At 55.4% G+C, this 22179-nt stretch carries 24 protein-coding genes; 9 read left to right on the plus strand and 15 right to left on the minus strand.

Going from position 1 to position 22179, the window contains the following annotated elements; translation table 11 throughout:
* The first annotated feature begins 105 nt into the window (after positions 1–105).
* The 3 genes from ACWKXX_RS05215 (at position 106) to sodC (ending at position 1890) form a co-directional block, all read left to right on the plus strand.
* Positions 106–345, plus strand: coding sequence for a DUF1289 domain-containing protein (locus ACWKXX_RS05215; RefSeq protein WP_017384600.1), 240 nt, complete (start codon positions 106–108; stop codon positions 343–345).
* Between the two features lie 48 nt (positions 346–393).
* Complete coding sequence (locus ACWKXX_RS05220; RefSeq protein ID WP_017693550.1) at positions 394–1290, plus strand: aldo/keto reductase; 897 nt, start codon at positions 394–396, stop codon at positions 1288–1290.
* Between the two features lie 81 nt (positions 1291–1371).
* Positions 1372–1890: a superoxide dismutase [Cu-Zn] SodC gene (gene sodC / locus ACWKXX_RS05225; protein WP_015570677.1), complete on the plus strand. Its 519-nt coding sequence runs from the start codon at positions 1372–1374 to the stop codon at positions 1888–1890.
* Here sodC and ACWKXX_RS05230 read toward each other — a convergent pair.
* From ACWKXX_RS05230 to ACWKXX_RS05240, 3 genes are read right to left on the minus strand one after another with little or no spacing between them, the layout of a single operon-like run.
* Positions 1869–3902, minus strand: a complete 2034-nt coding sequence (locus ACWKXX_RS05230; protein ID WP_261666476.1) for an FUSC family protein — start codon at positions 3900–3902, stop codon at positions 1869–1871. The two genes, sodC and ACWKXX_RS05230, sit on opposite strands and share 22 nt — an antisense overlap.
* Positions 3902–4762: an efflux RND transporter periplasmic adaptor subunit gene (locus ACWKXX_RS05235; protein ID WP_026080710.1), complete on the minus strand. Its 861-nt coding sequence runs from the start codon at positions 4760–4762 to the stop codon at positions 3902–3904. Before ACWKXX_RS05235 ends, ACWKXX_RS05230 begins: the two co-directional genes overlap by 1 nt.
* Before the next feature lie 2 nt (positions 4763–4764).
* Positions 4765–5001 (minus strand): DUF1656 domain-containing protein, encoded by a 237-nt coding sequence (locus ACWKXX_RS05240; RefSeq protein WP_003857607.1) that lies wholly within the window; start codon positions 4999–5001, stop codon positions 4765–4767.
* Between the two features lie 187 nt (positions 5002–5188).
* Here ACWKXX_RS05240 and slyA point away from each other — a divergent pair, with 187 nt between their 5' ends.
* On the plus strand, positions 5189–5629 hold the full coding sequence (gene slyA, locus ACWKXX_RS05245; protein WP_006808997.1) for a transcriptional regulator SlyA: 441 nt from the start codon (positions 5189–5191) through the stop codon (positions 5627–5629).
* Positions 5630–5664: 35 nt separating this feature from the next.
* On the opposite strand, the gene ACWKXX_RS05250 is transcribed toward slyA, so the two are convergent.
* Together ACWKXX_RS05250 and slyB are read right to left on the minus strand one after the other, a co-directional pair.
* Positions 5665–7029: a sensor domain-containing diguanylate cyclase gene (locus ACWKXX_RS05250; protein ID WP_023303565.1), complete on the minus strand. Its 1365-nt coding sequence runs from the start codon at positions 7027–7029 to the stop codon at positions 5665–5667.
* Positions 7030–7221: 192 nt separating this feature from the next.
* Positions 7222–7689 carry an outer membrane lipoprotein SlyB gene (gene slyB, locus ACWKXX_RS05255; RefSeq protein ID WP_003857604.1) on the minus strand — a complete coding sequence of 156 codons (468 nt, stop codon included), beginning with the start codon at positions 7687–7689 and terminating at the stop codon, positions 7222–7224.
* A 255-nt stretch (positions 7690–7944) separates the two neighbouring features.
* On the opposite strand from slyB, the gene anmK reads away from it, so the two are divergent.
* The 5 genes from anmK (at position 7945) to pdxY (ending at position 12527) form a co-directional block, all read left to right on the plus strand.
* On the plus strand, positions 7945–9069 hold the full coding sequence (gene anmK / locus ACWKXX_RS05260; RefSeq protein ID WP_015570673.1) for an anhydro-N-acetylmuramic acid kinase: 1125 nt from the start codon (positions 7945–7947) through the stop codon (positions 9067–9069).
* Between the two features lie 93 nt (positions 9070–9162).
* Positions 9163–9486, plus strand: coding sequence for a C-type lysozyme inhibitor (gene mliC / locus ACWKXX_RS05265; RefSeq protein WP_431309508.1), 324 nt, complete (start codon positions 9163–9165; stop codon positions 9484–9486).
* Positions 9487–9543: 57 nt separating this feature from the next.
* Positions 9544–10200 carry a pyridoxamine 5'-phosphate oxidase gene (gene pdxH / locus ACWKXX_RS05270; RefSeq protein WP_003857601.1) on the plus strand — a complete coding sequence of 219 codons (657 nt, stop codon included), beginning with the start codon at positions 9544–9546 and terminating at the stop codon, positions 10198–10200.
* Positions 10201–10325: 125 nt separating this feature from the next.
* Positions 10326–11600 (plus strand): tyrosine--tRNA ligase, encoded by a 1275-nt coding sequence (tyrS, locus tag ACWKXX_RS05275; protein WP_017384594.1) that lies wholly within the window; start codon positions 10326–10328, stop codon positions 11598–11600.
* 66 nt (positions 11601–11666) lie between these two features.
* Positions 11667–12527: a pyridoxal kinase PdxY gene (gene pdxY / locus ACWKXX_RS05280; protein ID WP_045349002.1), complete on the plus strand. Its 861-nt coding sequence runs from the start codon at positions 11667–11669 to the stop codon at positions 12525–12527.
* A 90-nt stretch (positions 12528–12617) separates the two neighbouring features.
* Here pdxY and gstA read toward each other — a convergent pair whose 3' ends face one another.
* From gstA to ACWKXX_RS05330, 10 genes are all read right to left on the minus strand, one after another.
* Positions 12618–13223, minus strand: coding sequence for a glutathione transferase GstA (gene gstA, locus ACWKXX_RS05285; RefSeq protein WP_003857598.1), 606 nt, complete (start codon positions 13221–13223; stop codon positions 12618–12620).
* Between the two features lie 105 nt (positions 13224–13328).
* Positions 13329–14837 carry a dipeptide/tripeptide permease DtpA gene (gene dtpA / locus ACWKXX_RS05290; protein ID WP_003857596.1) on the minus strand — a complete coding sequence of 503 codons (1509 nt, stop codon included), beginning with the start codon at positions 14835–14837 and terminating at the stop codon, positions 13329–13331.
* Between the two features lie 613 nt (positions 14838–15450).
* Complete coding sequence (gene nth / locus ACWKXX_RS05295; protein WP_015570668.1) at positions 15451–16086, minus strand: endonuclease III; 636 nt, start codon at positions 16084–16086, stop codon at positions 15451–15453.
* On the minus strand, positions 16083–16769 hold the full coding sequence (locus ACWKXX_RS05300) for an electron transport complex subunit E (protein ID WP_261666276.1): 687 nt from the start codon (positions 16767–16769) through the stop codon (positions 16083–16085). Before ACWKXX_RS05300 ends, nth begins: the two co-directional genes overlap by 4 nt.
* Positions 16770–16771: 2 nt before the next feature.
* Positions 16772–17392, minus strand: a complete 621-nt coding sequence (gene rsxG, locus ACWKXX_RS05305; protein WP_251999148.1) for an electron transport complex subunit RsxG — start codon at positions 17390–17392, stop codon at positions 16772–16774.
* Positions 17393–17402: 10 nt separating this feature from the next.
* Positions 17403–18455 (minus strand): electron transport complex subunit RsxD, encoded by a 1053-nt coding sequence (gene rsxD, locus ACWKXX_RS05310; RefSeq protein ID WP_015570666.1) that lies wholly within the window; start codon positions 18453–18455, stop codon positions 17403–17405.
* Positions 18456–20477 carry an electron transport complex subunit RsxC gene (gene rsxC / locus ACWKXX_RS05315; RefSeq protein ID WP_454540765.1) on the minus strand — a complete coding sequence of 674 codons (2022 nt, stop codon included), beginning with the start codon at positions 20475–20477 and terminating at the stop codon, positions 18456–18458.
* Complete coding sequence (rsxB, locus tag ACWKXX_RS05320; RefSeq protein ID WP_015570664.1) at positions 20470–21048, minus strand: electron transport complex subunit RsxB; 579 nt, start codon at positions 21046–21048, stop codon at positions 20470–20472. Before rsxB ends, rsxC begins: the two co-directional genes overlap by 8 nt.
* Complete coding sequence (gene rsxA / locus ACWKXX_RS05325; protein ID WP_000133206.1) at positions 21048–21629, minus strand: electron transport complex subunit RsxA; 582 nt, start codon at positions 21627–21629, stop codon at positions 21048–21050. Before rsxA ends, rsxB begins: the two co-directional genes overlap by 1 nt.
* Positions 21630–21705: 76 nt before the next feature.
* Positions 21706–22146, minus strand: a complete 441-nt coding sequence (locus ACWKXX_RS05330; protein WP_015570663.1) for a DUF2569 domain-containing protein — start codon at positions 22144–22146, stop codon at positions 21706–21708.
* Positions 22147–22179 lie beyond the last annotated feature (33 nt).

The following is a 22179-nucleotide window of genomic DNA, read 5'->3' on the forward strand; positions in this document are numbered from 1 at the left end:
AGGGAAGATTAGCGAAACCTTAATGCACTGTTTGTGGCGGACATCCTTGCATGCAAGCCATTTAGGGTCTTCACTGTAGGGAATAATGACGTTCTGGAGGTAGGTGTGGCAGAGCAACTGGAGTTTTTCCCTGTCCAGAGCCCGTGCCGGGGTATTTGCCAGGTAGATGAACGAGGATACTGTCGTGGCTGCATGCGCACGCGCGATGAACGTTTTAACTGGCAAAATTTCAGCGACGCGCAAAAGCAGGAGGTCTTACGGCTCTGTCGACAGCGTCTGCTGCGTAAAATTCGTGCAAACAAAGCGGTTGAAAGCGAAGAACCTCAGCAACCTTCACTGTTTTAGCAGGGTAATTGCGTATACTGGTGACATGACTTCCTTGAGGAAAATGTTATGGTTCAGCGTATTACCCTTGCCCCGCAGGGCCCGGAGTTCTCCCGATTTGTTATGGGCTACTGGCGCCTTATGGACTGGAATATGTCTCCGGTCCAGCTGGCGGACTTTATAGAAGAGCATCTCGATCTCGGGATCACCACCGTCGATCACGCTGATATTTATGGCGGCTATCAGTGCGAGGCTGCCTTTGGCGAAGCGCTGAAGCGTGCGCCGGCGCTGCGTGAACGTATGGAGATTGTGACCAAATGCGGTATTGCCACCACAGCAAAACCGGAGCATGCGCTTGGGCATTACATCACTGACAGCGCGCATATCGTTAAAAGCGCCGAGCAGTCACTGATTAACCTGGCCACCGATCGTATCGACCTGCTGCTGATCCACCGACCCGATCCGTTGATGGATGCGGATGAGGTCGCGGAAGCCTTCCTGACGCTGCACCAGAGCGGCAAAGTGCGCCATTTTGGCGTGTCTAACTTCACCCCGGCACAGTTTGCGCTATTGCAGTCTCGCCTGCCGTTTACGCTGGCGACGAATCAGGTGGAGATCTCGCCTGTTCATCAGCCGCTGCTGCTGGATGGCACGCTCGACCAACTGCAACAGCTGCGCATCCGTCCAATGGCATGGTCCTGTCTGGGAGGCGGCCGCCTGTTTAACGATGAGGCATTCCAGCCGCTGCGTAACGAGCTTGAAACGGTGGCGCGCGAACTGAATGCGGAGAGTATCGAGCAGGTGGTTTACGCCTGGATCCTGTGCCTGCCGTCTAAACCGCTGCCAATTATTGGCTCCGGCAAAATTGAGCGCGTCCGCGCTGCGCTTGTGGCTGAGGAGCTGGATATGACGCGTCAGCAATGGTTCCGCATCCGCAAGGCGGCGCTGGGCTACGACGTACCCTGAGCACGCCTGAACCTGACTTTCCGGTGAAATCTGCGCCGCTGGTATAGACTTAAGGTGCAAAAAATAACCCGTGGAGGTCTTATGAAGCGTTTTGCTCTGGCAATGGTCACGCTGGTTGTTTGCGCAGGTGCGCATGCAGCCAGCGAGGACGTTGAAATGAATCTCGTCACTTCTCAGGGGGTAGGCCAGTCCATCGGGACGGTGAAAATCACCGAAACCGATAAAGGGCTGGAATTTGCTCCCGATCTCAAGGCTCTTCCACCCGGCGAACATGGTTTTCACGTTCATGCCAAAGGCAGCTGTCAACCCGCGATGAAAGAGGGGAAACCAACAGCTGCGGAAGCCGCAGGGGGGCATCTCGACCCGCACAACTCCGGTAAGCATGAAGGCCCGGAAGGGATGGGGCACCTCGGCGATTTGCCGGTGCTGGTGGTAAATAACGATGGTAAAGCCACCGATCCGGTTGTGGCGCCACGACTCAAAAAGCTTGACGAGGTCAAAGGCAAGGCGCTGATGGTCCACGTGGGCGGCGATAACATGTCCGATCAGCCTAAACCGCTTGGCGGCGGCGGGGCGCGCTATGCCTGCGGGGTGATCTGATCGCCAATCGTTCCGGGTGGCGGCGCCTGTTCAAGCTGTGACAGGGAGCAGTGCAGCCGCCAGATAATGGACGCCAGATCGCGGGCCGCAGGCTGATGATGGTGCGCCAGCGCGTCGCAAATACGCTGAAGCTCGGCGAGCGTGACGCTCAGGGGGCGCTGCTGCACCCCGCGCTCGCTCATCACATCTCGGAGCATGGAAATACAGTTATCACGGACCTGCGACAGCGGATCGGAACGCGTCTCCCAGGCGCGCAGTTGCCACACCACGTGCGAACAGTTTAACAGCACCACGCCCCAGCGCAGCAGCCAGCGACGGGAGAGTGAATCCTGGCTGTTGTTCAGCTGGCTGACATGATGGTAAACCAGCGATTCATACTCGCTTTCGCGCAGATGCGGCCTGCGGCTCAGCTGATCGACAAAACCCCTGCGCAACTCCCGAATATGCCTGCGGCTTTTACGCGCGTCCGAGCCCGGGCGTAGCACAGCGAAAGCCAGCCACGCCAGCCCCACGCCGAGGATCTTCGCCAGGTTGTCGTTGAGAAAATCAGCGTAATCGTAAACCGGTGGATTCGTTACAGAGATAAATGAGCCCATAAAAACAATCAACTGACCCCACAGACCGGCCAGTTTAGGCATTTGCAATTTGAGCAACTGCATGGTGGTTAATAGCGGGAAGAGAAACAGCAGAAATTGCCAGAGGTCGGTTATCTGCACCATAAAACCAAATTTCACCACGAAGCTGAACAGTGACAGCAGTACCAGCGTACGCAGCAGAAGCGTCAGGGAATTAAAGGGGGAAGCGGCAACGGAATAGAGCACGCAGCTGATTGCCGCAAGCGTCAGGGCCGCACTGCCCGCATCCCATTGCGTGGTGATGGCCCATGCGCCCACGGCCGTTAACGCGCAAAACGTACGAAAACCGCTCCACAGCGCCTCCATTGCGTCGGTATGGCGTGCCAGAGCAGGACTACCGGGAACGGAAAATTCGGTGACGGGCGTGGCATTTTCGACGGCTTTTAACCAGCGGCTGCTGCGCAGATACAGGCGGCAGAAATAGTTCAGACGCTGCCAGAAGGCGCGGTGCCGGTAGTCATATTCATCCGTTGGGGCGAGCGGCGCGATAATGCGGGCCACGGTATAGATATCGGAATCCGGACGCGCAAGAGCGGCGAGCAGCGCCTCGATAATCTCCCGGGTATGGGCTGGCGGTGCAGGCCAGTTCAGCAACATCCGGCGAAGGCTTGAGATCGCGCTCGTCATCCGCAATTGCTGGTGCAGTAAATAGTTCAGAAGCGTGTTCTGGCGACGAAAACGGTAGTGGCTCCAGAAAGCCTGGATGCGCAACAGGTTCATGGTCAGGATCTGGCCGATGACCTTTTCGTGCGCGAGGCGGATGTCATCGCTGCTGTCAGGCTGCCAGAGCAGGCTGGCATGTTCCAGCAAACGTGCGTGCATCGTTTTAAGGGCGGTGATAAGCGTAGTGCCATCTGAGGTACTGGGCAGGATCATCATCATGACGCCCCCGCACAGAATGCCGACCATCACTTCACACACGCGTGCCTGGGCGATATCCCACAGCTCGGTGGTGTCCAGCACGTTGACGACCGGAAAGGCGATAATGGCCGCGGTGTAACCCGCCAGCTGAAACGCATAGGCAACGTTATTGGTAAAATGGGCGCAGGCCCAGGTACACAGCCCCAGCCATGCCGACATGCTTAACAGAAAGAGCCAGGGATCGTTCAGGGTATGGCCGGCAAGAAGCAGTGCGGCGGTTGCCCCCAGCAGGCTACCCGCCACGCGCCCGAGGCTTTTGCTGATAACGCCCCCGACGGTAGGGAAGCTGACGACCGCCGCAGAGGTCATCGCCCAGTAAGGCTCATCCAGATTCAGATAATAGGCAACCGTAAGCGCAAGGCACATGGCGATGCCGTTGCGCAGCGCGTAACGCCACTGCGGCCGTGTCGCTTTTATCCACGGCGTATTGCGCCAGGAGAAAGCCCCCAGGTTCATCATCGCGATCCGATGGCGACGGTGCAGGTTGTGCCAGAGACCAGGGTAATGTCTTTCGGCAGTTGATCAAACTCGACGCGAACAGGCACCCGCTGAGCCAGGCGCACCCACGGGACGTTGGGTTTGATGTCAGGCACCAGGCCAGAATCGGTTTCCACGCTCTGATCGTATATTGCCCGACCTATGCTGCTAACGTGACCCTGTAACGTTTCTGCGCCGCTGTAAAGCGTGATCCGGGCAGGCGCTCCCTCGCGGATATGGCGCAGCTTGGTCTCTTCAAAATAACCTACAACATAGAAAGAGTGGCTATCGACCAGGGCGAAGACCGGCTGGCCTGTGGTGGCGTAATCACCCACACGGGTAGACAGGCTCGTGATCCATCCATCCACCGGGGCTTTGACCACGGTCTGGGTCAGTTGCCACTCGGCCTGTTTCAGCGTTGCCTCTGCAACCTTCAGGCTGGCCTGCATGGCTTTTACATTGATATTGGCGGTATCGAGATCCTCCGCAGAGATGTAATTTCTCGACAGATGGCGGCGGCGTTCGGCTTCGTTATTGGCTTTTGCCAGATCTGATTGAGCTTTTGCGAGCTGCGCCTGGGCATTAAGCACCGCAATGTGGAAAGGGGTCTCGTCGATGCGGAATAGCACATCGCCCGCATGAACGTACTGGTTGTCCTTCACCAGCAGCGCGCTGATACTGCCGGACACCTGTGGCGTGATGCTGACCTGTTCCGCGCGGATCTTGCCGTCACGCGTCCAGGGCGACTGCATGTAATAATTCCAGAGCCACCAGCCGGCCATCACCGCCAGCGCTAAAACGAAAAGAGTGGAAAAATATTTTAACGTTTTCAATGCTATTCTCACCACACGGTTAACACGGCAAGGCCAAGACAGACGGAGAGGGTAAACAGGGAGAGATCCATTAACATCGGGTGCCAGATTTCACCAGAATACATCCAGTCGCGCAGCAGACGATGCGCAATGAGCCAGATTACAAAACCGACCATCACGGCTTTAAACAGTGGCGGAAAGTAGACCGATGCGCCAACAATCAAATCCTGGAGGGGCAACCCTGCGGAGAAGGAAAACAACGTCACAAGCAGCGATCCTTTGCGGTGGAATGAGGGCCACATTGGCAGATTTCAATGCGATGGCGCATTACCATTCAGTGTAAATCATCCTTTAAGGAATGATGAATACCGTGATTGCATTTGTTTTGGCAATACAAATACTGCAAACTATTCTAAAATCACTATAATCACTTAGCAAGCTAATTATAAGGAGATGAAATTGGAATCGCCATTAGGTTCTGATCTGGCAAGGTTGGTACGCATCTGGCGTGCTCTGATTGACCATCGCCTGAAACCTCTGGAACTTACGCAGACGCACTGGGTTACGCTGCATAACATTCATCAGCTCCCGCCCGATCAGTCACAGATCCAACTGGCAAAAGCGATTGGAATTGAGCAGCCTTCTCTGGTGCGTACCCTTGACCAGCTGGAAGAGAAGGGACTCATCTCCCGACAAACCTGCGCCAGCGATCGTCGCGCCAAGCGGATTAAATTGACGGAAAAAGCGGCCCCGATTATTACTGAGATGGAGACCGTCATCAGTAAAACGCGAGGGGAGATCCTGGCCGGTATTTCCCCCGCTGAGCTGGAAATGCTGATCGGACTCATCGCCCGTCTTGAGCAAAACATCCACGATTTACAGTCGCGCGACTGACGTTGTTTACAGGCCTTGCTGGTGCAAGGCCTCTGTCATGTTCTGAACACCACCACCCGGTTGCGGCCCGTCTCTTTTGCCTCGTACATGGCTTTATCCGCGCTTTCCACACAGGTTTCAGCGCTGGTCTCCGGCGAGGTGGCGGTGAATACCCCCATACTGATAGTTATCGGTTCCGGGAGATAACCGCCGCTGCTGACGTTGTCGAAACCGCTCAATTTGAGACGTATGCGTTCGGCAACCTGTTGCGCAAGATCGGAAGGGGTATTTGTCAGCATGAGCACAAATTCTTCGCCGCCGATCCGCGCTGCGATATCCTGCGGTCGCACTGAATCGGTCAACAGGTTTGAGACAAACTGTAAAACCTTATCCCCCTGCAAATGGCCGTAGCAGTCGTTAATGCGTTTGAAACGGTCAAGATCGCTCACGATCACCGATACCGGGTGCGCCAGGGTTGCTGTACTCAGCGCGTGGTTTAATGAATCATAGAAATAGCTACGATTATACAGACGGGTGAGGGGATCGCGGATCGAGTTTTGATAAGACTCCTGATATTTTACATGCGAGTCACGATACAAATTAAATACATCGGAAAGTAAGATGAAGATAATGATTAATGTAGCGACAGTTTCGAATAACCGTGCCCGGTACCATGAAATATCTTCAGCGTGTCCGCCTAACAATAGCATGAGCAGGGTGACGATATAACAGACGCATAAAAAATTGCCGCCGACCCAAAACAAATTCCTCACGCGGGTAATGGCCATCAGGGTGATTAACGTTACTACCCACAGGACGATCAAAATAATATTAATCGCCTGGCTCCAGAGAACCATAAACTGTCGGGTTTCATTGTCTACCAGGTCCAGTGTGAGCAGGGTTGAATGGCTGGAATAGAACAATGCCAGCCCAAGCATACTGCCCGTAAAGAGCGAGGCGCCGACAACGATACCGATGTGGGTGCTTCGTGAGAGAGCGGACGTACGCAGGGTATACAGCAATGCCGAGATGATTATCAGCACCGCCATTAAAAAGTGGCGGAACATATAGAAAATCATGGCGTCATTATAGTTCGCCACGTTGAACTGATAGAGATCAAGCCAGGCCGGGAAGCTGGACAGAGTCCCCACCATCAATAACGCTGAGCCGGCAAAGGCCAGGGCAATGGGAACAAGATATAATCGCCTTCTGTCGCACCAGTATTTCATTGCCATAAAACAGGCAATAAACAGATGAAACACCAGAAGAAATATCGTCAGCGTAGGGAAAAACAAAGGTGAAAACGAAGGAACCCATTCAACAAGTTTTATAAAAAAAGCTTGTAATACGGCAATGATAACAATGCATCCAAGCGCGAAGGCCACAAAGCGGTTCTTTACAAATCGACAGATCGCAAGCATAGAGAATTTAAAAATTAAAAAAGAAAAGAGATTGCGAAGAGTCTAAGTGAGGGAAATAAAAAATACTTTGCGCACGGACAAAAATAGATGAAATGAATAATTCACCGTGTGAATGTATTGTGCAAATATATTGTTGGAAACGATGATTTTGTTAAATGGATGCGGTCTGAACAGACCACATCCATCAGGATATTAGCGCGGGGAGACGGTAACCTGGCTGCCGTTGCTTGCCAGTACAACACGCTGGCCAGCAGAGAAGCGGGTGTTACCCTGTTTCTGCACAACCATAATGGTGCTGCCATCGTCTTTACGGATTTCCAGCTCAACGCCCTGAGTTTTGTTCATCGCACCCTGAACGCCCTGACCCGCTACGCCGCCTGCAACTGCGCCCGCTGCGGTAGCCAGAGAACGTCCGGTGCCGCCGCCAATGGTATTACCCAGGAAACCACCCAGCACAGCACCACCGATTGCGCCCACCACGTTCGTGTCATCGCCACCTTGAATCTGAACAGGACGGGCATTAACGATAGTACCGTATGTCACGTTCTGTACCTGTTTAGCTTCAGAAGCACTATATACGTCGCCGGAGAGTGAACTGTCATTCACACAACCCGCCAGTGTTAAACCAATCAGCGAAACGCCCAGTACACGTAAAATCATTTGACTCTCCTGTTCACCAAAAAACGCCCGGTTGGGGCATCCGTTATGGCTAAATTATATGGCATTCCTGACCACAGTTCATATCTTTGCATGCCGAATAGATAAATTTTACTTCAACAGGGCTTAACGGGACATAAACAAAAACCGTCTGTGCTACAGGTCTGAGATTGTTAAAAAATATTATCACCGCATAGCAAAGCCGCGTTATTTATGATGGAGTGTTTGCACTTAGCCCATGTAACGTAAGGAAAGCGCATGAAATCGGGTCGCTATATCGGTGTGATGTCTGGTACCAGTCTTGACGGTGTGGATGTCGTTCTGGCCGCCATTGATGAAAATATGGTGGCGCAGCAGGCAAGCCTGACCTGGCCTATTCCTGTCTCGTTAAAAGAAGAGATCCTGAACATCTGCCAGGGACAACAGCTGACGCTTTCCCAACTGGGCCAACTGGATGTGCGTCTGGGGGCGCTGTTTGCTGAGGCGGTACTGGCCCTGATGCAGCAGGAAAGACTCCACCCGCAGGATATCGTGGCAATAGGTTGCCATGGGCAGACCGTCTGGCATGAACCTGTCGGCGAGGCGCCGCACACGATGCAAATTGGCGATAACAACCAGATTGTGGCAAAAACCGGCGTGACGGTGGTGGGTGATTTCCGTCGTCGCGATATGGCCCTCGGCGGGCAGGGGGCGCCGCTGGTTCCGGCATTTCATCAGGCGCTGCTGGCGCACCCGGTAGAGCGCAGGATGGTCCTGAACATCGGCGGGATCGCCAACCTGTCGATGCTTATTCCCGGGCAGCCCGTGCGGGGGTACGATACCGGACCCGGTAATATGCTGATGGATGCCTGGATTTGGCGCCAGAGCGGTAAAGCCTACGACAAAGACGCGCAGTGGGCCAGCCAGGGGAAAGTGATCCTTCCCTTGCTGCAAACCCTGTTAAGCGATCCTTTCTTTGCTCTGCCCGCGCCGAAAAGCACGGGGCGGGAATATTTCAACTACGGCTGGCTTGAACGTCAGCTGGCGCGCTTCCCCGGCCTTGCGCCTCAGGATGTGCAGGCTACGCTGACGGAGCTCACCGCGGTGTCGATTTCTGAACAGGTGTTGCTGAGCGGCGGGTGTGAGCGCTTGCTGGTATGCGGAGGCGGAAGCCGCAACCCGCTGGTGATGGCACGCCTCGCCGCCTTGCTGCCGGGCACCGAAGTCACGACCACTGACGAAGCCGGGATCAGCGGAGACGATATGGAAGCGCTGGCCTTCGCCTGGCTTGCCTGGCGTACGGTTGCCGGTCTGCCCGGGAATTTACCCTCCGTAACCGGTGCGCGGGAGGCGAGCGTCCTCGGGGCCATTTTCCCTGCAAACCCGCGCCATAATCAGAGTTAACTGAAATTCAGCGGGAGGCGTAACCCGTAAAATAGGGAAAAACAGGAGGGCGGTTAGGCCCTCCAGGACCAGGATAGTCTTCGGAATCTGCCCATGAAAAAACTTCTTCTCATTGCTGTACCTTTTCTTATGACCGGATGCAGCGTCTATAACCAGTTCGTTGAGCGTATGCAAACCGATACGCTGGAATATCGTTGTGATGAAAAACCGCTGACGGTGAAGCTGAACAACCCGCGTCAGGAAGCCAGCTTCGTTTATGACAATAAGTTGTTGACGCTGAAGCAGGGAATGTCGGCCACCGGTGCGCGCTACTCAGACGGGATCTACGTCTTCTGGTCGAAAGGCGACAGCGCCACCGTCTACAAGCGTGACCGCATTGTGCTGAACAATTGTCAGCTTGAAAATCCGAAGCGTTGAGATTTTTGAAGGGGGCGCGCACAATAGCGCAACCCAATCTCACTTTCAGCTAACGCCATGTCAGATAACGACGAACTACAGCAAATTGCGCATCTGCGCCGTGAATACACCAAAGGCGGTCTGCGCCGCCAGGATCTTCCCGCCGAACCGCTGGTGCTTTTTGAACGCTGGCTGAAGCAGGCCTGCGAAGCGAAACTGGCTGACCCGACGGCAATGGTCGTTGCCACGGTTGATGAAAATGGTCAGCCGTATCAACGCATCGTTCTTCTCAAGCATTATGACGAGAAAGGGCTGGTGTTCTACACCAACCTTGGCAGTCGTAAAGCGCATCACCTTGAAAATAATCCGCGTATTAGCCTGCTCTTCCCGTGGCATATGCTGGAGCGCCAGGTGATGGTCACCGGCAAGGCGGAGCGCCTCTCTACGCTCGAAGTGGTAAAATATTTCCACAGCCGCCCGCGCGACAGTCAGATCGGCGCCTGGGTGTCTAAACAGTCCAGCCGAATCTCAGCCCGCGGCGTGCTGGAAAGTAAATTCCTCGAACTCAAACAGAAGTTTCAGCAGGGTGAAGTACCGCTGCCGAGTTTCTGGGGCGGGTTCCGCATCCCCATTGAGCAGATGGAATTCTGGCAGGGCGGTGAACACCGCCTGCACGACCGCTTTTTATACCAGCGCGACAACGGTGGCTGGAAAATCGACAGACTGGCCCCGTAATCCCCAAAATTTGTTGATTTAAGCGCTAGCGCACACCGCGCTGGCGCTTTATTCTATGGTCCTTTCGCATCAGGCGAAAAGTCGTGTACCGGCAAAGGTGCAGTCGTTTATACATGGAGAATTTGATGGCAAGCAGTAACTTGATTAAACAATTGCAAGAGCGGGGCCTCGTGGCCCAGGTGACGGACGAGGAAGCGTTAGCAGAGCGACTGGCGCAAGGCCCGATCGCGCTCTATTGCGGCTTCGATCCCACCGCTGACAGCTTGCATTTGGGGCATCTTGTTCCATTGTTATGCCTGAAACGCTTCCAGATGGCCGGCCATAAGCCTGTCGCACTGGTTGGCGGCGCGACCGGTCTGATTGGCGACCCAAGTTTCAAAGCCGCTGAGCGTAAGCTGAATACCGAAGACACCGTGCAGGAGTGGGTGGATAAGATCCGTAAACAGGTTGCACCGTTCCTGGATTTCGACTGCGGTGACAACTCTGCGATTGCGGCGAACAACTACGACTGGTTTGGTGGCATGAACGTGCTGACGTTCCTGCGTGACATCGGCAAACACTTCTCTGTTAACCAGATGATTAACAAAGAAGCAGTGAAGCAGCGTCTTAACCGTGACGATCAGGGTATCTCTTTCACCGAGTTCTCCTACAACCTGTTGCAGGGGTATGACTTCGCCTGCCTGAACAAGCTGCACGGCGTCTCTCTGCAAATTGGCGGTTCCGACCAGTGGGGTAACATCACCTCCGGTATCGATCTGACCCGTCGCCTCCACCAGAACCAGGTGTTTGGTCTGACCGTGCCGTTGATCACCAAAGCCGACGGTACCAAGTTCGGTAAGACCGAAGGCGGCGCGGTATGGCTGGATCCGAAGAAAACCAGCCCGTACAAGTTCTACCAGTTCTGGATCAACACGGCGGATGCCGACGTTTATCGCTTCCTGAAGTTCTTCACCTTTATGGATATCGAAGAAATCAATGCGCTGGAAGAAGAAGACAAGAACAGCGGTAAAGCACCACGCGCCCAGTACGTGCTGGCGGACGAAGTGACCAAACTGGTTCACGGCGAAGAAGGTCTGGCGGCGGCGAAGCGCATTACGGCGAGCCTGTTCAACGGGACCCTGAGCGATTTAAGCGAAGCGGATTTCGAACAGCTGGCGCAGGATGGCGTGCCGATGGTTGAGATGGAAAAAGGCGCCGATCTGATGCAGGCGCTGGTGGACTCCGAGCTCCAGCCGTCTCGCGGTCAGGCGCGTAAAACCATCGCCTCTAACGCGATCACCATTAATGGCGAAAAACAGGCCGATCCGGAATACACCTTTACCGAGAACGACCGTCTCTATGGTCGCTACACGCTGCTGCGTCGCGGTAAGAAAAATTACTGCCTGGTCTGCTGGAAGTAATTAAAAGTATGCAGGGGCGTGGGAAACCACGCCCCTTTTGTTTTGACAGGGTTTGGTAAGTACAACATGAAGAACATCCTCGCCATTCAGTCCCACGTTGTGTTTGGACATGCTGGCAACAGCGCTGCGGAATTCCCGATGCGCCGCCTCGGCGTTAACGTCTGGCCCCTCAATACCGTCCAGTTCTCGAATCACACCCAGTACGGTAAATGGACCGGCTGCGTAATGCCGCCGTCGCATCTGACGGAAATCGTTCAGGGGATTGCGGATATCGACCAGCTTAAACGCTGCGATGCCGTACTGAGCGGCTATCTGGGTTCGGCGGAGCAGGGGGAACATATCCTCGGCATTGTGCGCCAGGTGAAAGCGGCAAACCCCGCGGCGAGATATTTCTGCGATCCGGTGATGGGACATCCGGAAAAAGGCTGCATCGTAGCGCCGGGCGTTGCGGAGTTTCATGTCCGTCATGCATTGCCCGCCAGCGATATTATTGCCCCCAACATGATTGAACTTGAGATCCTGTGCGAGCATCCGGTCAACAGCGTAGAAGAGGCTGTAAGCGCCTCTCGCGAGCTGATCGCCCAGGGGCCAGAGATTGTGCTGGTTAAGCACCTGGCACGCGCAGGGTTGAGCCAGGAGCGTTTTGAAATGCTGCTGGTGACGAAGGATGAAGCCTGGCATATCAGTCGACCGCTGGTGGATTTCGGTGCACGTCAGCCTGTCGGGGTCGGGGATGTGACCAGCGGTTTGCTGCTGGTGAAGCTATTGCAGGGCGCGAGCCTGCGCGATGCGCTGGAGCACGTCACCGCAGCCGTTTATGAAATCATGATTGCGACGAAGACGATGCAGGAATATGAGCTCCAGGTCGTCGCGGCGCAGGATCGCATCGCGAAGCCGGAGCACTATTTTAGCGCAACGCAGCTTTAGAAAACGCCCGGCGGCGCTGCGCTTGCACGGGCCTACGGAATTTATAGGCCGGGTAAGCGTCAGCGCCACCCGGCAATCCAGGCCGCTCGGTTAATTCAACCCTTCCGCTTTCAGCGCCGCTGCCACCGCAGGACGCTCCGCCACGCGCGTCATATACGATGCGACATGGTCTAATCCTTCCATGTTCAGCTTAACCGCGCGCGCCCAGCGCAGAACGGTAAACAGATAGGCATCGGCGATGGTGAAACGCGAGCCACAGATCCACTGGTCGTCTTTCAGCGCGTCGTTAACGTACTGCAACTTTTTCTCCAGCAGCGCGCGCACGGTAGGTTTGTACTCTTCCGGCGTGTCCGGGCGGAACAGGGGCGTAAAGCCTTTGTGCAGTTCGGTGGCAATATAGTTCAGCCACTCCAGCGTTTTATAACGCGCAATGCTGCCGGTGGGGGCAAGGAGCTGACGATCCGGTACGTTGTCCGCCAGGAATTGCATAATCGCCACCCCTTCGGTCAGCAGGGTGCCATCATCCAGCAGCAGGGCCGGAACCTGGCCTTTTGGGTTAATCGCAAAAAAGTCATCCCCGTTTTCCAGACGCTTTTTCATCAGGTCAACGCCGTCCAGCGTGAAATCTTTACCGCTCTCGCGAAGCGTAATATGGGAAGCAAGAGAGCAGGCGCCCGGTTTATAGAACAGTTTCATCGGTAACTCCTTTTTGCTGAGGTTCCAGCTATGTTAGTGCGCGTTCGGATAAAAAAAAAGCCGCTAATCAATTAGCGGCTTCTGTTCAGTCGTTTCCCGATGACATTACGCGTTCGCGGTTTTGATCGCTTTAGCGGATTTGTCGTCGTCCTGCGTCATACGATTCAGTTTAGGTGCGGTCAGCAGCATCAGCACGGCAATCACGGCGGTCGCGATACCAATTTGCATGAACACGGTGCCGTAGACATTCAGGGAAACCAGCGGGTCGGTAACGTTGTCTGGTACCGCCATCAGGTTCGCAATCTTACCTGCGATGATAGCCGCGCCAGCGGTGGTCAGGAACCAGCTGCCCATGATGAAGCCCATCAGACGCTGAGGGACCAGCTGCGCAACCATCGCCAGGCCCAGACCGGAGATCATCAGTTCACCGATGGATTGCAGCGCATAGCTCAGGATCAGCCAGTTAACAGACACGATACCCGCGTCGGTCGCGAATTTCGTCCCCAGCGGCAGCACCAGGAATGCGCCAGAGCACAGCACCATACCGATAGCGAACTTGTGCGGCATAGGCAGACGGTCGCCCATCTTGTTATAGATAGCGGCCAGAATCGGGCTACCAATCATGATCCAGAACGGGTTCAGGGCCTGATACTGCTCCGGCTCGAACGCGATACCAAGGATGGAGTGCTCAACGTTGCGGATAGCGAAGAAGTTCAGAGACGTTGGCATCTGGCTGTACAGAACGAAGAAGATGATCGCTTCCAGCATCAGGATGAACGCCACAATCATCTTACGACGTGCCGCACCCTGCATCGCAAAGGCTTCTTTCGCGAAGATAATCACGATACCCAGCGCAACCACGCCCAGTACGGCACGTGCAACGCCCTGGTTGTGCAGCAGCCAGGTGGCGACAGCGGCCAGGATCACGATGCCGACGATGGTTGCCAGCAGTTTGCCCATGTGCACGGGTTCGAAGTCTGGTTTTGAACCATAGTCTTTAACCCAGCTACGGCAGAACAGGAAGTTCACAACGGTGATCAGCATACCTACGAAGCTCAGCGCAAACGCTACGCTCCAGCCGAATTTTGCGGCCAGCCATGGGGTTGCCAGCATAGAGAAGAAGGAACCGATGTTGATGGACATGTAGTACATGGTAAATGCACCGTCCAGACGTGGGTCATCTTTGCTGTAGCAGGTAGAGAGCAGGGAAGACGGGTTCGCCTTGAAGAGGCCGTTACCTACCGCGATGGTAGCCATGCCCATGTAAACCACACCTGCATCGTGCCCGGACCAGGCAACCAGCCCATAGCCAATCGCCAGAACAACGGCGCCCAGCATAATGACTCGTTTAGTACCGAGGACTTTATCGCCTAACCAGCCGCCGATAGCGACCAGGCCATACACCAGGGCGCTGAAGGAAGAGAACAGCGTGATGGAATCGGCTTCAGACATACCCAGTTGTTTAACCAGGTAAACCGCCATGATCCCTTGCAGGCCGTAGTAGCCAAAACGTTCCCATAATTCGATCGAGAAAATGAGATAGAACGCTTTAGGCTGTTTGAAAGCGTTAAGACTTACGCTCTCATCTGTTGGTTTATTGTTTGCAGTAGACACATATACCTCTTTTTTTACATCCCATATTAACGGGGGTGTTCATAGCGTGATGACCGTAGTCCATCCGCTTTATAGTTATATTGGGAGGGGAAACGGCGGGTAATGTTCACTATCCAGCCCCATCTGGCAATACGTTTGTAATAATCTGTTACATATAACTCTGGCGGTATAATCATCGGTTCATGCAAATGTTATACAGCGTTAAATCTCATCCGTTCAAAATTGATGGTTTTTTTCACTGTAATCGACCCTGTTTAATGGCTGTATGGCGATATGTTCTGCTATTTTGGGTGAATGGCAGTGATATAGCCCATATTCTGAAAAATGACTGGTCTTATGTGCGGTATGGAATCGATGAAATCTTGTCTGACAAAGGGGTTGGGCGGGTTTTAACAACAAAAATCCAACATCAGGTTATCAGAGTGATCGCGATCACAGATGTATAGAAATTTTTGGTGATGAAAAAACTATTAACCTGTTTGAGTGTTAAATGACCGAAGAATCGACAATGCGTAAAGGAGAAAGAGAGGGCAATTTATGGTCAATTGGGAAGATATCAGAGCCCTTGTTAATTTTAAGGGCTTGAACAGGTAAGAAGTAAGGTGGTTTACGCTCAGGGATAGACTTTTTCTTTGTATTCGCAGAGATCTTCGATAATGCAGGAACCGCAGCGTGGCTTACGGGCAATACAGGTATACCGTCCGTGCAGGATCAGCCAGTGGTGGCAGTCCACCTTAAATTCCGCAGGGACCACTTTTAACAGCTTCTCTTCCACCTCTTCCACGTTTTTACCCGGCGCGAACCGGGTACGGTTAGAGACGCGAAAGATATGGGTATCCACGGCGATGGTCGGCCAGCCAAACGCCGTGTTCAGCACCACATTTGCCGTTTTACGCCCGACGCCCGGCAACGCTTCCAGCGCAGCGCGGTCTTCCGGGACTTCACCGCCGTGCTGCTCCAGCAGGATCCGGCAGGTCTTAATGACGTTTTCGGCCTTGCTGTTAAACAGGCCAATGGTCTTGATATAGGATTTCACACCTTCAACGCCCAGCTCCAGCATGGCCTGCGGCGTATTGGCGACAGGGTAGAGCAGGGCCGTAGCTTTGTTGACGCTCACGTCCGTCGCCTGTGCAGAGAGGAGCACCGCGATCAACAGTTCAAACGGCGAGTTAAAATTCAGCTCTGTCGTTGGATGAGGATTCTCATCGCGCAGGCGCGTCAGGATCGCAATGCGTTTCTCTTTATTCATACTGCTTTCTCGGGGATCCCTTCCTGTACGCTGCGCTCAGCGGCGCGGCGTTTACGTTTTTCATCAATCAGGTATTTTAACGCCAGCATCATCCCAAGGCCAATGAAGGCTCCAGGCGGCAGCATGGCCAGCAGGAACAGAGTGTCCGTATGGAACACCTCAATACGCAGCGACTTCGCCCAGCCGCCAAGCAGCGCGTCCGCACCGTCGAAGAGCGTACCGTTGCCCAAAATTTCACGCAGAGAGCCGAGAACGAACATGGCGGCAGTCGCGCCCATGCCGATGGAAAAACCATCCAGCGCGGATATGGCCGGATTGTTTTTCACCGCAAAGGCTTCAGCGCGGCCTACGACAATACAGTTAGTCACGATAAGCGGAATGAAAATCCCGAGCGACTGGTACAGGCCAAATGCGTAGGCGTTAATCAGCATTTGCACCACGCTGACCACCGACGCAATGATCATGACATAGATCGGAATACGGATTTCCGACGGCGTCCAGCGGCGCAAAACAGAAATAGAAAAGTTAGTCAGGGTGAGCACCAGCGTGGTCGCCAGCCCCAGCCCGAGCGCGTTGGTGGCGGTAGACGTCACCGCCAGCAGCGGACACAGCCCCAGCAGCTGTACCAGCGCGGAGTTGTTCTTCCAGAGACCCTGGACGATAACCTCTTTAACCTGGCTCATGGTCACTCCTCACAGGTGGAAAGATGATTGATCTGCGCGGGCAGCGTTTCGGCATACAGCCCGGCGCGCTTGACGGCGTTGACCACCGCGCGCGGGGTAATCGTGGCACCCGTGAACTGGTCAAACTCGCCGCCATCTTTTTTCACCGCGAAAGCAGGATCGTCTTCGCCATGAATCATCTTACCGGCGAAGTGTAAGATCCAGTCGCTTAATCGTGTTTCAATTTTGTCGCCAAGGCCCGGCGTTTCGTGATGTTCCGTCACGCGCGTGCCCAGCACGGTGCCGGAAAAATCGCTGCCAACCAGCAGCTGAATCGCACCGGAGTAACCGTCCGGCGCGGTGGCTTCCATGACGGCACCCACGGGATTATCGCCCTTGCGGGCAATATAAACGCGATGGGGTCCTTTACCGAGCTGCGGAGCCTGTACGACAAAGCAGCTTTTTTGCAGGTCATTATCGTAGAAGTCGGATGGGATCACCTGATCGAACAGCGTCTTTTGCTGCTTCATTGCCTGCTCTGCAATGGTAGTTTTCGTCAGTTCATTTACCAGCGCGGTCAGCCCGGTGAGGGCGGCGGCGAAGATCGCCAGCGTAACGCCGTGTTTTTGCATTGTTTTTAGCATGGCGTGACCCTTAGCGATGACCGTACACGCGGGGACGCGTGTAGTAGTCGATGAGCGGAACGGTGATGTTAGCCAGCAGCACGGCAAATGCCACGCCGTCCGGATAACCGCCAAAGCTGCGAATAAGCCAGACCAGCAAGCCCGCCAGCGCGCCGAAAATCAGACGACCACGGTTGGTGGTAGACGCGGTGACCGGATCGGTCAGAATAAAGAATGCCCCGAGCATGGTCGCGCCGGAGAGCAGATGGAGCTGCGGGCTGGCCAGCGACTCAGGTGAGATGACCCAGCCGAGCGTTGAGCAGACGGCCAGCGTCACCAGGAAGCTCACCGGAATATGCCAGCGGATCGCCTTCTGTTGAAGCAGGAACGCGCCGCCCAACAAATAGGCCAGATTGACCCACTGCCAGCCAGCACCCGCCAGTACGCCGCTGTAAATAGACGATTTCATCACCTGCTCCACGCTGTGTCCGGCACGCAGGGAGGTTTTGAAGGTATCGAGCGGGGTGGCCTGGCTGATGCCGTCCACGCCCATGCGAAGCGCGTTCATATCTGCGCCCAGCGCGGTGTGGCCGGTGAAGATAACGTGCAGGGCATCCATAAAGCCGGGGACGGTGGCGGCGATCTCATGCGGCGGCAGCCAGCTGGTCATCTGTACCGGGAAGGAGATCAGCAGTACCACGTAGCCAATCATCGCCGGGTTAAACGGGTTATGGCCCAGCCCGCCGTACAGCTGCTTGGCGATGATCACCGCAAACACCGTTCCCAATACCACCATCCACCACGGGGCGAACGGGGGAATGCTGATGGCCAGCAACAGGCCGGTCAACAGGGCGGAGTTATCGCTCAGGATGCGAGTCACTTCCATTTTGCGCAGCTTCAGGATCGCTGCTTCCGCTGCGACGGCACTGGCGCAACCCAGAACTAACTGGAAAAGCGTACCCCAGCCGAAAAACCAACACTGTACGGCAATACCTGGCAGCGCGGCCAGGCACACCAGCATCATAATACGCGATGTCTGGCGCTGGTTATGGGTATAAGGGGAACTTGCAATTCTGAAAACCATTTAATCCTCGTTAACGGCTTGCTGCGCGGCTTTCTTTGCCTGAACGCGCGCAATCGCGGCGGCGACTGCGGCTTTGCGTGGATCGTCGTTGGCGGCCGCAGGCCGTTCGTCCTGCTGTGCCGCTTTTCGTGCTTTGGCACGGGCGATGGCCGCTTCAACGGCGGCTTTACGCGGGTCGACAGGCGCTTCACTCTCTTCGGCAGGCTGAACCTGTGCCGCTTTTCGTGCTTTGGCACGGTTGATAGCGGCTTCAACGGCCGCCTTGCGCGGATCCGTCGCTTCCTGTTCAACCACCACTGTCTGCTGACCGGCCTTACGGGCTTTTGCCCTGGCGATAGCCGCTTCCACTGCCGCTTTACGCGGGTCGATATCGGCTTCCGGTTTGGCGTGTTGCGCTTTCTCCGCCTGACGCGCGCGAGCTTCGGCTTTACGCGCTTCGCGGGCCGCAATCGCTTCGCTGTTGTCCGGTCTTTCTCCCGGAGCGATCACAACCGTCTGGGCGGCGGTGGCTTTCTTCTCGCGCACGCGGGCCAGGGCTGCGTTAATGGCATCCTGATCTTTCGCCGCAGGCTGGACGGCAGCCTGCTTATGGCGTTCCTGACGGGCTTGTTTCTCGCGCTCCAGTCGCGCCTGACGCGCTTCAAAGCGGGCCTTCGCTTCAGCGGCACGTTTTTCTTCCATGGAGATGGCGTAGATTTCGGCTTTCTCCTGACGGAAGTATTGCACCAGCGGAATATTGCTTGGGCAGACCCAGGCGCAGGCACCGCATTCAATACAGTCAGCCAGGTTATGCGCCTGGGCTTTATCGTGCAGCTGGCCTTTGCTGTACCAGTACAACTGCTGCGGCAGTAAATCTGCCGGGCATGCGTCCGCACAGGCGCTACAGCGTATGCAGCCTTTCTCTTCCTGCGTTTCGCCCATCTCCGTTGGGGAAGGGGCGAGCAGGCAGTTGGTAATCTTCACCACCGGCACATCCAGCCACGGCAGGGTAAAGCCCATCAGCGGGCCACCCATAATGACCAGTTGATCGCTACCCGGGCAGAAGCCAGCCTGTTCCAGCAGATGACGCACCGGCGTACCCAGACGCGCCCAGACGTTGCCGGGACGGGAGACGGACTCGCCGGTCAGCGTGACGACGCGCTCGGTCAATGGCTCGCCGTCAATCACCGCACGTTTCACCGCGTAGGCGGTTCCCACGTTTTGCATCAGCACGCCGATGTCGGACGAACGGCCCCCGTGGGGGACCTGTTTGCCGGTCAGGATCTGCGTCAGCTGTTTTGCCCCGCCGGACGGGTATTTGGTCGGGATCACTCGCAGGGCGATATCGTGGCTGTCCGCCAGTACCGCACGCAGCATCGAAATGGCCTGCGGTTTATTGTCCTCAATACCGATCAGCACTTCGCGGGGTTGCAGAATATGCGCAAGAATGCGAATCCCTTCCACCACCTGCGCGGCACAGTCCTGCATCAGACGGTCATCGGCGGTGATGTACGGTTCGCACTCGGCGGCGTTGATGATCAGCGTTTCGATTTTATCGCCGCCGCCGTGAAGCTTAGCGCCGGTCGGGAAGCCTGCGCCCCCCAGACCCGCCACGCCGAACTGATGAATGCGTTCAATCAGCGCTTCACGGCTGTGGGAACGGTAGTCGCTCCAGCCGTCACGATCGATCCAGCGGTCTTCACCATCGGCTTCAATGATCACGCTCAGCTCAGACAACGCCGACGGATGGGCAACGGTATGGGGGGCAACAGCCACCACCTTACCGGAAGTCGGGGCATGTATCGGCAACATCCGTCCGCGACCAAAGGTCAGCGTCTGGCCGCGAAGAACGCTATCGCCTTCTTTCACGCACAGTTCACCTTCCGCGCCGATATGCTGTTTAAGGGGCATAACGTAACGGGTCGCCAGCGGGATCTGGCGCAGCGGCGTGCCGTTAGACTGCGATTTCATCTCAGGCGGATGAATGCCGCCGTCGAAATCCCAGATCTTCTCTTTTCTGAAGGCAGAAAATAACTTAAGCATGTTGTTCCACAGGAATATTGCGAACCGGAATGGTCTGAAGGTCCCACTTCCAGCTTTCAGTAGTCGTTTCAACCGGGCGTAGTTCTATACACTGCGTCGGGCAGGGCGCCACGCAGAGATTACAGCCGGTGCACAGATCCGCCACAACGGTGTGCATCGCGCGCGTTGCGCCCACAATGGCGTCAACAGGACACGCCTGAATACATTTGGTGCAGCCAATGCAGTTGGCTTCGTCGATGACAGCAAGGGCACGAACGGGCTCCTGGGCCTGTTCATCGCCGTCGACAGGCTGGGGATCGACGTTCAGCAGGGCAGCTATTTTAAGCATGACCGCTTCGCCACCCGGTGCGCAGCGGTTGATCTTTTCGCCCTGCACGCCCACCGCCTCAGCGTAAGGGCGGCAGCCAGGGTAGCCGCACTGCCCGCACTGGCTCTGGGGTAAAAGTTCATCAATTTTTTCAACCACCGGATCGTCCTCCACCGCAAACCGGCGGGAGGCATAACCCAGAATGATGCCAAAGACGAGTCCCAGTACGCTGATGGACGCGATGGCAATCCAGATAGCACTCATTACAACTTCACCAGACCACTAAAGCCCATAAAGGCCAGAGACATTAAACCTGCGGTCACCAGAGCGATGGCGTTACCGCGAAACGGCGCGGGAATATCCGCCGCGGCCAGACGCTCGCGAATCGAGGCGAACAGGACCATAACAAAAGAGAAACCGACCGCCGCGGAAAAACCGTACAGCGCCGATTGCAGGAAATTATGCCCAAGGTTGATATTGAGCAGCGCCACGCCCAGCACCGCGCAGTTGGTGGTGATGAGAGGCAGGAAAATGCCCAGCAGGCGATACAGGGCAGGGCTGGTTTTCCGCACCACCATCTCGGTAAATTGCACCACAACCGCAATGACCAGAATAAAGGACAAGGTGCGCAGGTAGAGCATGTCGAGCGGGATCAGGATCCAGGTATCAATCAGCCATGCGCAAATGGAGGCCATCGTCATCACGAAGGTGGTCGCCAGCCCCATGCCCATTGCCGTCTCCAGCTTTTTGGAGACGCCCATAAACGGGCACAGGCCAAGGAACTTCACCAGTACGAAGTTATTAACCAGCACAGTTCCGACAAAGAGCAGTAAGTAATCGGTCATTATTTAGCCTGAAATAAAATAGCCGCCTATTATCGGATAAACGACAACAGGCCACAACAGGTTAACTGTAAGGTTATTACGGGTTGACAAAGGTCTTCTTAACGCGCGTCGAACGCTTGAAATAAGGGACCAGAAGCGCCGTCGCCAGTAGCGGAAACAGTAACTGGCGAACCGCCAGCGCGTCAGACACTGGCGAGAAAGCGAATGCTTTGACAGCCAGCAGCACGGAGACCAGCAGCCAGATAATGTAATGTTTCGGCACGCTTTTGCGGCGTTTGAAGAAGGCGATAGTCAGCCACAGCGTGTAGTACCACATCGCGATCGCGAAAACGAACGACACAAACCACGTTGCAATATTGAGCGCACTCTGGGACATCAGTGTCTGGATAGCATGAGGCGTAACCAGTGCGGTGGTGTATAGCAACAGCGCCAGCGAAGCGCTTAATAATGCCACCAGCAGCCATGCCAGCGGGGCGATTAACCAGCCCCCAATTCTCTCTCCAGGCAATGCGGTCATACGCTCTCCCATAGTCTGCGCGAAATGTTATAC

It is taken from the genome of Enterobacter sp. UPMP2061, from assembly GCF_053709615.1.